The sequence below is a fragment of the Gillisia limnaea DSM 15749 genome, from assembly GCF_000243235.1.
Classification (GTDB): domain Bacteria; phylum Bacteroidota; class Bacteroidia; order Flavobacteriales; family Flavobacteriaceae; genus Gillisia; species Gillisia limnaea.
In genome coordinates this window covers 2289828-2303013 of the sequence record NZ_JH594606.1, presented here as the reverse complement: position 1 = coordinate 2303013, position 13186 = coordinate 2289828, and the positions used below count along the sequence as shown (strand labels likewise).

General features: G+C 37.6%; 11 protein-coding genes. 6 read left to right on the top strand and 5 right to left on the bottom strand.

The annotated features are described in order from the left end of the window. Nucleotides 1–2 precede the first annotated feature (2 nt). Entirely contained in the window at nucleotides 3–677 is a 675-nt protein-coding gene (gene trmB / locus GILLI_RS12100) for a tRNA (guanosine(46)-N7)-methyltransferase TrmB (RefSeq protein WP_006989401.1), read from the bottom strand. 129 nt (nucleotides 678–806) lie between these two features. Here trmB and GILLI_RS12095 point away from each other — a divergent pair, with 129 nt between their 5' ends. Next, entirely contained in the window at nucleotides 807–1883 is a 1077-nt protein-coding gene (locus tag GILLI_RS12095) for a glycosyltransferase (RefSeq protein ID WP_006989400.1), read from the top strand. On the opposite strand, the gene GILLI_RS12090 is transcribed toward GILLI_RS12095, so the two are convergent. Beyond that, entirely contained in the window at nucleotides 1803–2900 is a 1098-nt protein-coding gene (locus tag GILLI_RS12090) for a sensor histidine kinase (RefSeq protein WP_006989399.1), read from the bottom strand. The two genes, GILLI_RS12095 and GILLI_RS12090, sit on opposite strands and share 81 nt — an antisense overlap. Continuing rightward, on the bottom strand, nucleotides 2900–3583 hold the full coding sequence (locus GILLI_RS12085) for a response regulator transcription factor (protein WP_006989398.1): 684 nt from the start codon (nucleotides 3581–3583) through the stop codon (nucleotides 2900–2902). Before GILLI_RS12085 ends, GILLI_RS12090 begins: the two co-directional genes overlap by 1 nt. A 328-nt stretch (nucleotides 3584–3911) precedes the next feature. On the opposite strand from GILLI_RS12085, the gene GILLI_RS12080 reads away from it, so the two are divergent. The 4 genes from GILLI_RS12080 (at nucleotide 3912) to GILLI_RS12065 (ending at nucleotide 9760) form a co-directional block, all read left to right on the top strand. Further along, on the top strand, nucleotides 3912–5228 hold the full coding sequence (locus tag GILLI_RS12080; protein ID WP_006989397.1) for a hypothetical protein: 1317 nt from the start codon (nucleotides 3912–3914) through the stop codon (nucleotides 5226–5228). Nucleotides 5229–5328: 100 nt separating this feature from the next. Then, entirely contained in the window at nucleotides 5329–8160 is a 2832-nt protein-coding gene (locus tag GILLI_RS12075; protein ID WP_006989396.1) for a TonB-dependent receptor, read from the top strand. 146 nt (nucleotides 8161–8306) lie between these two features. Further along, complete coding sequence (locus tag GILLI_RS12070; RefSeq protein WP_006989395.1) at nucleotides 8307–8645, top strand: T9SS type A sorting domain-containing protein; 339 nt, start codon at nucleotides 8307–8309, stop codon at nucleotides 8643–8645. A 137-nt stretch (nucleotides 8646–8782) separates the two neighbouring features. After that, entirely contained in the window at nucleotides 8783–9760 is a 978-nt protein-coding gene (locus GILLI_RS12065) for a LuxE/PaaK family acyltransferase (protein ID WP_006989394.1), read from the top strand. A gap of 321 nt (nucleotides 9761–10081) precedes the next feature. On the opposite strand, the gene GILLI_RS12060 is transcribed toward GILLI_RS12065, so the two are convergent. Together GILLI_RS12060 and tyrS are read right to left on the bottom strand one after the other, a co-directional pair. After that, nucleotides 10082–10261, bottom strand: a complete 180-nt coding sequence (locus tag GILLI_RS12060) for a hypothetical protein (RefSeq protein ID WP_006989393.1) — start codon at nucleotides 10259–10261, stop codon at nucleotides 10082–10084. Between the two features lie 533 nt (nucleotides 10262–10794). After that, nucleotides 10795–12090, bottom strand: a complete 1296-nt coding sequence (gene tyrS / locus GILLI_RS12055) for a tyrosine--tRNA ligase (RefSeq protein WP_006989392.1) — start codon at nucleotides 12088–12090, stop codon at nucleotides 10795–10797. An 81-nt stretch (nucleotides 12091–12171) separates the two neighbouring features. Between tyrS and GILLI_RS12050 the strand changes: the two genes are divergently transcribed. After that, the gene (locus GILLI_RS12050; protein ID WP_006989391.1) at nucleotides 12172–13185 is read left to right on the top strand and encodes an NAD-dependent epimerase/dehydratase family protein; all 1014 of its coding nucleotides are present in this window, start codon (nucleotides 12172–12174) and stop codon (nucleotides 13183–13185) included. Nucleotide 13186: the final 1 nt, after the last annotated feature.

The window sequence follows — 13186 nt, the reverse complement described above, 5'->3', positions numbered from 1 at the left end:
TTTTATTTTATCTTAAATTGAATATAGGTAATTCGCTTTCCTTGCTCAAGGTACTGTTTTTCATAGAAAGTTTGTATCCCGGTTACTTCTTTTGGAGAATATACATTTTTATAAACATCGTGATTGGCCTGTATGATCTCATGACCTTCTCCGTGCAGGAGCCCCAGGGTATATCCGTGCATAAATTCGCTATCGGTTTTTAAATTCACTATCCCGTCCGGTTTTAGTATGTATTTGTATTTCTGAAGAAATTCTGAATTGGTCAACCGGTGTTTGGTGCGTTTGTATTTAATTTGCGGATCCGGGAAGGTGATCCAGATCTCATCGATCTCATTTTCATCAAAAATATGATCTACCAGTTCAATCTGGGTTCTAATAAATCCAAGATTGTTAATGTTTTCTTCGATCCCGGTCTTTGCACCGCGCCAAAACCTGGCTCCTTTAATATCCACCCCAATGAAATTCTTTTCCGGGTTAGCCAAAGCCAGGGCAACGCTGTATTCCCCTTTCCCGCAGCCCAGCTCCAGTACTATAGGGTTATTGTTTTTAAAAAAATTGGATCGCCATTTGCCTCTTAAAGGAAAGTTATTCTGAGTTAACTCCTCCCGCGAAGGCTGTACCACATTATCAAATTGCTCGTTCTCACGGAATCTTCTGAGTTTATTTTTACTCCCCACTACTTCTTAATATTTTGGTAAAACTAACTAAAATCGTTTAGAACCACCCAAAAAAGCGAAAATCTGCTTTAATAAATCTGAATTCCTCCAAACCAACGCAATTTCCGAAGCCTATTCCTATATTTGATCATGGACAAAAAAAGAATTCTGGTAGCACCTTTAAACTGGGGACTGGGACATGCCACCCGCTGTATCCCTATTATTCGTGCTTTGAACGAACAAAATTTTGTCCCGGTGATCGCATCAGACGGAGATGCCCTGCATTTATTACAGAAAGAATTTCCGGAACTCGAACATTATTCCCTTCCCTCCTATTCTATCGAATATTCAAAATATCCTTTCCTGTTAAAATTCAAACTTCTTTGCAATACACCGCACATCTTAAGAACCATTTCCAAAGAGAGAAAACTTACCGAAGATCTCATCAAGACCAAAAACATATCGGGGATCATTTCAGATAACCGCTGGGGAGTTCGTTCCAACTTAGTGCCCTCGGTTTTTATAACCCATCAAATCCAGGTTCTTTCAGGATTAACAAGCCTTTTAAGCAGTAAAATTCAGCAATGGTATATCAATAAATTTGATGAATGCTGGGTTCCGGATCTTCCGGGAACTATCAACCTTAGCGGAAAAATGAGTCATTTAAAAAAAACTACGCTCCCATTAAAATACCTTGGGATCTTAAGCAGGTTTGAAAAAGAAGTACGACCGATTAAATATGACATCCTGGTTTTGCTTTCAGGGCCGGAACCTCAGCGCAGTATTCTTGAAAAGATCCTATTCAAAGAGCTGAAGGGAACTACTACAAAAATTTGCGTTGTGCGTGGAATCGTTGAGGAAATCCAAAAGGTTGAAAAGAAGGGAAATTTTAGTGTTTATAATTTCATGACTTCCAGGGAACTTGAACGTGTGATCAATAGCAGTAGGTTGGTGATTTCAAGATCGGGATATACCAGCCTAATGGATCTGGCTAAACTGGAGAAACCTGCTTTTTTAATACCCACTCCGGGACAACCCGAACAGGAATATTTGGCCCGCCGATTGAAAAAAAAGGGGATTTCCCCTGGTTGTTCTCAGGCTAAATTCACTGCAATAAAACTTGAGGAAATCAACGATTATAAAGGATTACGCTTTTTTTCTTCCGTTCCCGGTTTTTTCGGAAGTAGTGATTTTAGAAGGGCTTTTACTCTTTTCCATGGTGAATGAAAATTCACTTCCAACCCCAAAAACACTTTCCACATAGATCTTTTCATTATGAGCTTCTATGATATGTTTTACGATAGATAATCCCAATCCGGAACCGCCTTCTTTTCGTGAACCACTCTTATCTACACGGTAGAACCTCTCAAAAAGCCTTGGAATGTTCGCCTTTTCTATTCCTTCTCCGTTATCGGTCACGCGAACAATAACTTTGTTTTTTATCAGGTTCTCAATACTTATCTCTGTTGTTCCCCCTTTTTTGCCGTATTTTATTGAATTTACTACAAGATTGGAAAGCACCTGCTGAATGCGCTCCCTGTCTGCATATACCCAAATAGCCTCCTCATAGGGGATATCAAAAGTTAAGGTGATGTTTTTTTTTGCAGCTTTCATTTCCAGGAGATCGAAGGCATTCTGAACCATTTCCACGATGTTGAAGTTTTCCAGGTGTAAATGAAGATCTCCGGCTTCCAGTTTGGTGATCATATCAAGATCTTTTACAATATAGATCAACCTTTCCACACCTTTACCAGCTCGTTGAAGGTATTTTTTGCGAACCGTCTTGTCTTTCATGGCTCCATCTAAAAGTGTAAGTATATAACCCTGAACAGTAAAAAGTGGAGTTTTTAATTCATGGGATACATTTCCCATAAATTCCTTTCTATAGGTTTCCCGTATCTTCAAGGTTTCTATTTCAAGTTTTTTATCCTCAGCAAATTTTTCTACTTCTCTGGTTAAGGTTGCCATATCTGTGGTGATTTGATTTGGCCTTAAGGTAGTGGCATCCAAAAGCGTTACATTGTCGTAGATTTTTTTAACCCGTTTATATATAAAATTCTCTACGCGATACTGAATTATAAAAAACGAAACAAGATAACTAGACACCAGAAAAATCCCCAGGGAGTAGAATTCGAACAACCCGTGATAAAATAAAAACACACCCAATATAAGTGTCAATACCAGGGTTATAAAAAGCGAAGTTTTTATGGCAAATTTATATGATTTTTTAAAGTCCTTAGACATTAAAAAACAAACTTATATCCAACCCCTTTTACTGTTTTAAAACTTTCGTCCCCAATCTTTTCCCGAAGTTTTCTAATGTGGACATCAATAGTTCTACCACCAACAACCACTTCGTTTCCCCAAACTTTATCAAGAATATCTTCCCGTTTAAAAACCTTACCGGGTTTTGAGGCCAATAATGAAAGCAATTCAAATTCCTTGCGGGGAAGGATCAATTCCACATCATTTTTAATGATCTTGTATTCATCCCTGTTTATTACGAGGTCACCTATTTTCACAATATTAGAAGAAAGTTCTTCTTCTTTAAATCGGCGAAGCAAGGCCTTCACTTTGCTTACAAGCACTTTTGGTTTGATGGGCTTGGTGATATAATCATCGGCTCCGGCATCAAAACCTGCCATTTGAGAATAATCTTCTCCCCGGGCGGTTAAAAAAGTAATAATGGTTTCGCTGAGTTCCGGAATTTTTCTTATTTGTTCACAGGCCTCAATTCCATCCATCTCGGGCATCATCACATCCAGGATAATTAAATGTGGTTTTTTCTTTTTGGCAAGTTTCACTCCCTGTGCACCATCTTCGGCAGTGATTACATTATATCCTTCTGCAGTAAGATTGTATCCTACTATTTCAAGGATATCCGGCTCGTCGTCTACCAGAAGTATGGTAATATCTTTTTTCTTCATATATAAGTATTGCAATACAAGTGATTACAAAAGTAAAGATAAAATTTATCCTTCAGCATTTCAGTAAAAACAATACTGGTAACACATAGTTAACAATGAAATTCCCTTAAAAAGGGTCTAAAGGCCTTAAATAAAAGCATTTCACAACAAATACTGCTTCCGGCAAAATTTCAACTATTCCTATTTGAAGCCTTTTATAAACCTAAAGGTAACATGCAAAGCTTTCCTATTTACATAAGCTTAAAGTTTAGGTAAGGTCCTACTTAAACTTAGCTCGTTAATTTGCCTTGAATTTAAAACTCAAAAGAATAACTAATTTATTGAAACTATGAAAAAATTAATTATTGCAGGATTTGCTATCGCCACTTTAGGACTAACCAGTTGTAGTGAAGATGACGATATTCCAACAGAACAACTTGCTACTTGCACCGATGGAATCCAAAACGGTAACGAAACTGGTATAGACTGCGGCGGGGCTTGTGCTCCATGTGAGGGAACTGGAGTTGAAGTTCCACAAGACGAAGACCTTTCTGGATTACTAACTGAAGACTTCACCTTAACCAATGATATTATTTGGGAAATAAACGGAAAATTTGTGGTTGGAAATGGAGCAACTCTTACTATCGAACCAGGAACTATAATAAAGGGTATGGAAGGAACTGGATCGTTAGCTTCTGCACTTATTGTAGCTCGTGGAGGACGTATTATGGCAGAAGGTACTGCTGAAGCACCAATTGTATTTACTTCTATTAACGATAATATTGCGGTTGGTGAAAAACAAGGAAGCAATCTTGATGAAAACGACCGTGGCCTATGGGGCGGGGTGATTGTTTTGGGTAACGCACCTAGTTCTTTTGAAGGTGACTCTGAAGAATCTCAAATTGAAGGGATTCCTGCAGATGATGATTTTGGAAGATATGGTGGTAGCGATCCAGATGATAATTCTGGTGTACTTCGCTACATTTCTATTCGCCACGGTGGAGCCTTAATTGGTGCCGGGAACGAAATTAATGGACTTACCCTTGGTGGTGTTGGTGCTGGTACTGTTATAGACCATATTGAAGTTGTTGGAAATGTAGATGATGGTGTAGAATGGTTTGGTGGAACAGTAAATTCCAGCAACCTTGTTGTATTTGCTGGTGGAGATGACGGTCTTGATATAGACCAGGCTTACTCTGGAACCATTACAAACGCTTTGGTAATTCAAGGTGCCGAGTCTGACCACGCTTTAGAAATCGATGGTCCAGAAGGAACACTTTCAGGCGCGTTTATCATACAAGATCTAACAATTATTGGTGATGCTAATTCTCCATCTGGTGAAATCGCAGATTTTAGAGATGGTGTTATGGGAGCCATTAACAATGTATATGTAACAGGATTCAACGATGTCCAGGATGTAGAAATTGACGATGCAGGTTCAGCCGCAAATTACACCAATGGAACTCTTAGTTTTTCAGCCTGGGAAATAGTTTTGCCTGAAGGAGTTTCAAGTGTAGCAGATATATTTAATGATACTACCAATAGTACAACCCTAAAAGCCGATTCTGCCAACTTTGCCACTTCGGTAGAAGCCGGATCCCAAACTGTAGGTGCAGATCTATCTGTTTTTGGATGGACCTATGCTAGCTTCCGTAGTGCATTTTAATTAAAATTTTAAAGCAAAATATTAAATAGCGCTTAACAAAATTGCTCGCCCCTTAAATGAGGCGGGCAATTTAGTATTCAGATTTTTAATTGACATTTATATGAAAACCCAATTTTCACTAGTTTTATTTTTTAGTTTATTCATAAGTTTTGCAGCTGCACAAACCGGAAAGATTTCCGGTACCATTTTCGACGTTGAAGCAAATGATGTGATGCCTTTTGCCAATGTTTCGTTTAAAGGCACGTCTACGGGAACCACTTCAGATTTCGAAGGCGATTACAGCATTAATGCAGCCCCGGGGACTTATACCCTGGTATTTTCTTTTGTAGGTTACGAAACCGTTGAGGTTACAGGAGTTGAAGTTCTGGAAGGGGACGTAACCACCTTAAATGTGGAAATGAAATCATCTGCCGGCCTTTTAGACGAGGTGGTAATTACCACCACTACTGCCAGAGATACCGAAGCCTCCGTTTTAAGTATGCAAAAAAATGCCATTAACCTTACAGATGGACTTTCTTCGCAAACTTTCGATAAAATTGGTGCGGGAGATGTTTCTTCAGCAGTAAAAACCATACCGGGGGTTTCTGTTCAGGGCGGAAAATATGTTTATGTAAGAGGATTGGGAGACCGCTATACCAAATCTATTCTAAATGGGATGGATGTTCCGGGATTAGATCCAGACCGTAATACCTTACAAATGGACATTTTCCCAACCAATATATTGGATAACGTAATCGTGGTGAAATCTTTAACCGCAGATATGTCTGCCGATTTTACCGGGGGAATGGTAAATATTATTACCAAAGATTTTCCTAGCCGCGAGGAATACAGTGTTTCACTAGGCGCAGCCTACAACCCGTCTATGCATTTTAATTCAAATTTCCTACAGTATGATGGAGGTGGTACAGATTTTCTTGGTTTTGACGATGGCACCAGAGATCGTCCCGTTAACAGAAACCAGACTTTCCCAAGACCATTTGATAACGATGCTGCGTTAACACGTATTACGGAGCGTTTTAATCCAACTTTAGGTGGTACAAGGCAAAGTAACAATATGGATTTTAGCTTTGGATTTACTGCTGGAAATCAATATGAGGTTGGGAAGAAAAATAATAAATTAGGCTATTTCGCCTCGCTTTCTTATAAGAATACTACAGAATATTTTGAAGATTTTGAAAATAATTCATGGCTAAAACCAAGGGAAACTTCAGAGTTTGAATTGCGCCCAGCAAGATTGTTGAGCGGTGATGTTGGGAAAGAGAACGCCTTGATTAGTGCGCTCACCGGACTTGCCTTTAAGACTGAACAATCTAAATACCAGCTTAATTTATTGCATATACAAAATGGAGAATCTACAGCCGGTAATTTTAGGGAGGAAATTCTCGTTTCTGATGCCATAACTGTTTTTAGAGATAACCTGGAATACACCCAGCGCTCCATTACCAATGCCTTGTTAAGCGGGAAACATACAAATGAAGACGCAAGCTGGACTACCGAATGGAAACTTTCTCCAACCTTATCCCGTGTTTACGATAAAGATGTAAGAATTACGGCTTTCGAGTTTAACCCAAGCAATAACACCTTTAGTATACGTCCAAGCTCTTCAGAAAGTCCAACAAGAATATGGAGAAACCTGGAAGAGGTCAACCTGGCGGGAAAGGTAGATCTTACCAAAAGACACGAGCTATTTGGCAGAAACGCCAACCTTAAGTTTGGCGCAGGCTACACCTATAAACAAAGGGATTTTTCTATAGATCAATACCAAATTTTAATTCAGGGGTCTATTAGTCAAAATTTTGAAGGAGATCCAAACCAGGTGCTGGCCCCGGGTAATATCTGGACGCCACAAAACAGGGCAGGATCTTATATAAATGGTTTCTATGAACCTGCAAACACTTATGATGCTTATAACACCAATGCATCGGCGTATGTTTCAGAAGAATTAAATCTTACAGATAACTTCAAAGCGATTCTAGGGGTACGCCTTGAGAAATTTGACCTTTTTTATACAGGTCAAAATAACCTTGGTGATGTAATTTTGGATGAAGAACAAATCATAGATAAAACAGATTTTTTTCCTTCCGCAAACTTTATTTATAGTCTTAATGACGATAGTAATCTACGGCTTTCTTATGGTCGTTCTACGGCAAGACCTTCATTTAAAGAAGCTTCAATTGCCCAAATTTACGACCCCTTAACCAACAGAACCTTTATTGGTAATATAGATTTACAACCTACGTATGTTGATAATTTGGATGTCCGTTATGAACTTTATGGTGATGATGCCCAACTTTTTGCACTAAGCGCGTTCTACAAAGGATTTTCAGACCCGATAGAACTTTCTGTATTCAGTGATTTCTCTGCAGATAATTTTCAGCCCAGAAATGTTAATGATGCTACCGTGATTGGAGCCGAATTTGAAATGAGAAAGAATTTTGGATTTATTGCTGAAAATCTTAGAAAATTAAGTGCAAACCTTAACGTATCTATTATAGACTCTCGCGTTGAAATGGATAGAAGCGCCAATGGAGAATTTGAATCTAAACGACGTAACCTTAGACCTGGTGAAGAGTTTGATGGCACAAGACAACTACAAGGCCAATCTCCATTTTTAATAAATGCAGGTTTTGACTATACCGACAGGGAAACCGGTTGGCAGGCTGGTATATTTTATAACACCCAGGGCAAAACCCTGGAGCTTGTAGGTATTGGTACTGTTCCGGATGTTTATACAATGCCTTTCCACAGTCTTAATTTTAATGTGAATAAATCTTTTGGAGAAAATAGAAATTCTACTATCTCTTTAAAAGTTTCTAATATGCTTGGAGACGATATTGAAAGCAGGTTTCAATCTTTTGGAGCCGAAGACCAGATATTTTCGCTTAGAAAACCCGGAACTCCAATCTCTTTAAGTTACAGCTATAAGTTTTAAATTCAAACATTTACTTTATTTTACCCAAAAGGCTGCCCTTACCCGGCAGCCTTTTTTTTATAATCGTATTAACTTAATAAGCAAGATGTTGTGGCACTATTTTTGAATTTTTTATTGTAAGTTTGTAATAACCTTATTTAAAAAGAATGAAACAACAGTACTTATTAAGTTTCTTATTGGTTTGCTTCTTGCTGTTGTCCAGTTCAATAACGGCTCAAAACACCAATCTCCCTGCATATGCGCAGGAAAAACCTATTGAAGGTCTCGCTATTTACCCCAATCCTGTTACAGGAAGTAAGGTATATATCACTTCAGATAAGAATCAGGTTAAAGAAGTGGAAATCTTCAATGTATTGGGTAAAAAAATACTTTCTGCCAGGATAACAGGAAGAGAATTGGATGTTTCTGAATTAACTCCAGGGATTTATATTTTAAAAATAAGTGAAGGAACTTCCCAGGCCACCAGAAAATTGGTGGTTCGTTAGCTTTTTTTCTTACACTCATATACCAAAGGCACCTATTTATAGGGGCCTTTTTTCATGAAGCTTTTCAAATATAAAATTTGAACTACGCGCCTTGGCATTTATTTTTACCTTTACTACTTCGTTTTTTAAATTTAAATATGGATTACTCCAACATTTTTTCCATTGCTTCCGAAGCAGAATTTCGATCGGTTTCATTGGAAGTTTTCAGGTTTCAATTTTCGAATAATCCGGTATATCGAAGATTTTGTGAGTTGCTTCAAATACAGCCGAAAACGGTGGATAAAATTCAAAAAATCCCTTTTATACCTATAGATTTTTTTAAAAGTGAACGGTTGCTATCTTCCACAGCACCTGTTGAAAAAATCTTTACCAGCAGCGGAACCACAGGAAAAAACATCAGCAAACATTATGTGACAGATCTTGGCCTTTATGAGCGAAGTTTCACAAAAGCATTCTCACATGTCTACGGGAATATTAAGGACTATGCGGTTTTGGCACTTTTGCCGTCCTATCTGGAACGGAAAGGCTCTTCCCTTATCTATATGGCCGATGACCTAATAAGGAAAAGCCAGCATCCCAAAAGCGGCTTTTACCTCAATAATTTATCCGATCTAAAAAAAACCTTGATCTCTCTGGACAATTCCGGGCAAAAAGTACTGCTTATTGGAGTTTCTTTCGCTTTGCTTGACCTGGTGGAAAAATATAAATTTGAACTGCAAAACACCATTATTATGGAAACCGGGGGAATGAAAGGAAGAAGAAAGGAGATGATTCGTACCGAACTACACGAACTTTTAAAAAAAGGATTTGGAGTTTCTCATATTCACAGTGAGTATGGAATGACAGAACTTCTTTCCCAGGCTTATTCAAAAGGAAATGGCAGTTTTGAATGCCCAGCATGGATGAAGATCCTTATCCGTGATCCGGAAGACGCACTCACCTATCTTCCTGAAGGAAAAACCGGCGGAATAAATGTTATAGACCTTGCCAATATAAATTCCTGCTCTTTTATCGCGACTCAGGATTTGGGGAAAATAAACGCAGATGGATCTATAGAAATTCTGGGAAGATTTGATAATAGTGATATAAGAGGATGTAACCTTATGGTATTATAAGAATACTACCACCGGGCAAGCTACTTCCTTAAGCACTCATCAATGGATTTCTTGGCATTTCCTTTACCTTAAGTTAATCTCTAAACCAGGCTTTCATATTATTTTTGCACTGTACTTTGAGAGTAAAGAGAGGATCTTTAAAAAAATAGCTTATAGCTTTTTTTATATGTGAAATTGTAATGAATCAGCCAAATTCAAAATAAGAGGCTGTCTGAAAAGATTATTATTAGACGGTCTTTTTTTTAATGCAATCTTTTCTTTTGAAAGAGGATTTAACTGCGCAGATCCTTGAGTACCTTATAAAACATGTATGCCATATTTTTATTTTTTGATAAAAATTACGTGACTTAAGAGAAAGAGTATTAAAGAGAGCGAACAAGCTACCCCAAGAAAAATAAGGTACCTGGTGTTTCCAAAATTCATAAGCATCATTACAGCCAGTAAATAAGAAAACAGGAATATAATAAAGGTTGCTATTTTAAAAGTATCTCTTACTTCCATGATTACGGTATTTAGGAAATAAAAATAATCAAAGAAGCGCCAATCATCTAACAACTGAGATTATAGAATCGTCAATTGAATGTTATGAATTCATAATTTGGATCACTGTTGTCCGATAAAGTTTTTCTGACTTGATGGAATATGAATGATGAAGGGCTATTTGGATGTTTTTCCTTTTTCAAACCTTGCTTTAGAAAAAATGAACATTTAGTTTCATTATTTAAAAACCTTACTTAAAGAACATTGATATTCAGTAGGTTGTATTTAGTCTTTTTTCTTTATTCTTGCAGCGAAGCGATCTTTACTCTTTTACCGGACAATACTGAATTTGAATAACGAATTCTGCATTAAATTGAAAGCTAAATAAAATTTAACATTTACAGATGTAATAAAAAACTATTTTCTACGACTTACGCCATGTAAACATAATTTTTGGTTAGGTTTTTGTTTACAGCTAAATGAAGTTTTTTCATATTAGATTGGTTAGTTAGTTGCAAACCCCTTTAAACGCCTGTTTGAAGGGGTTTTGTATTTCAAAGAACTCTAATAATATATGTATTGCGCTTTCCTTTGTTTATTATAATGTACTTGTCATTGATAAGATTAGAAGTTGTGATTTTATAATCTTCTCCAACCTTTTCTTTATTTACCGAAATAGCGTTTTCCTTCAATGCTCTCCGTGCTTCTCCATTGGATTTCAAAAAATTGGTTTTTGCTGAAAGTGCCGCGATCATGTCTAATCCAGATTCTATTTCAGCCCGTGAAATCTCCGCCTGTGGCACGCCTTCAAATACATCCAACAATGTGGCCTCATCCAGATTTTTTAAGTCGCCTGCTGTACTTTTTCCGAATAAAACTTCAGAGGCTTTTACGGCGTTTTCATATTCTTCCTCACTATGAACCGTACTAGTTACTTCTTTTGCCAAAGCTTTCTGAAGCAAACGCATATGAGGAGCTTCTTTATGCTGTGAAATAAGTTTCTGAATAGTTTCTTTATCTAAAAAAGTGAATATTTTAATATATTTTTCGGCATCCTCATCGCTGGAATTCAACCAATATTGGTAAAATTTATAAGGAGATGTCCTGTTAGAATCTAACCAGATGTTCCCGCTTTCACTTTTTCCAAATTTACTTCCATCGCTCTTGGTAATCAAAGGACAAGTAAGCGCAAAACCTTTTCCATTTCCAATCCTTCTAATAAGCTCTGTCCCGGTGGTTATATTTCCCCATTGGTCACTCCCGCCCATTTGAAGGGTACACTTATGGGTTTTATATAAATGAACAAAATCGTAACCTTGTACCAATTGGTAAGTGAATTCTGTAAAGGACATTCCTTCAGTAGACTCTCCGGATAATCTATTCTTAACAGAATCCTTGGACATCATATAATTCACTGTAATGTGTTTTCCCACATCCCTGATAAATTCGAGAAAACCAAGATCCTTCATCCAATCATAATTATTCACCATCAAGGCTTCATTTTTGGCTCCTGATGTGAAGTCCAGAAATTGGGATAACTGTTCGCGAACACATTCTTGATTATGGCGCAGGGTAGCTTCATCAAGTAAATTTCGTTCGCTCGATTTCCCTGAAGGATCCCCTATCATTCCTGTAGCTCCTCCAACCAAGGCAACCGGCCTATGTCCGCAACGTTGGTAATGTGCCAGTAACATAATAGGAACCAAATTGCCAATATGCAGGGAATCTGCCGTTGGATCAAAACCAATATAAGCAGATCGCATTTCTTCCAGTAAATGTTCTTCGGTGCCTGGCATCACATCGTATAACATTCCGCGCCAGGTAATCTCTTCAACAAAATTTTTATTCATCAGTGTAATTTTATTCTAAAACAGGCGTAAAGATACCAAACCCTGTGATTTTTCCTAAATGGAAATAGCTATATTTACCCTATGATTTTAGTTACCGGAGGAACAGGTTTGGTAGGCGCTCATTTATTGCTTGATTTACTAAAAGCAGGAAATAAGGTAAGGGCCATTTATAGAAAAAGCAGCAACTTACTTGTTGTAAAAAAGGTGTTCTCTTATTATTTATCTTCTGAAGAAACCGAACTTTATTTTAGCAGGATCGATTGGCAGGAAGCCAATCTCAATGATATTAGTGACCTAACCAAGGCATTTAAAGGAATTTCTTACGTATATCACAGTGCCGCTTTGATCTCTTTTGATCCTGCAGATGAAAAAGCACTGAGAAAGATCAATATTGAAGGAACCGCTAATATTGTGAATTTGTGTATTTCCGGCGGAATTAGGAAACTTTGTTTTATAAGTTCTATTTCCACGATGGATCTAACTCCCGGGGAAAAAGAGATCTCTGAAAATTTCACCTGGTACCAGGAACAAAATCACAGCGATTACGCCATTTCAAAACACGGAGCCGAAATTGAAGTCTGGAGAGGTTGTCAGGAAGGAGTTCCTGTTGTAATTCTTAATCCTGGAGTAATCATTGGACCGGGATTCTGGGATTCCGGAAGCGGACAAATCTTTAATAGAATTGATGCCGGCTTAAACTACCATTTCCCAAAAACCACAGGCTTTGTAGGGGTACGGGACGTAGTGAGCGCAGCCATACGCGCGATGGAATCCAAAATTGTAAATGAACAGTATATAATTGTGGCAGAAAACCTGAAATTCAAAAAAGTTCTGGAAATGATTGCAAAAAGTATTGATAAACCTGCGCCTAAACGCCCTTTAAAACCATGGATGGTTTTTATTGGTTGGATCTATCAATATTTGGCAGGTATGCTATTCGGGAAAAAGCGACAAATTGCCAAAAAAGATATAAAAACTTTATTTGAACATACTTTTTACAGTAACCAGAAGTTTATTTCAGACTTTGATTTTCAATTTGATCCGGTTAAGCAGGTTATTCAACAAACCGGCAAAATCTTCAGAGAACAGCGATAAT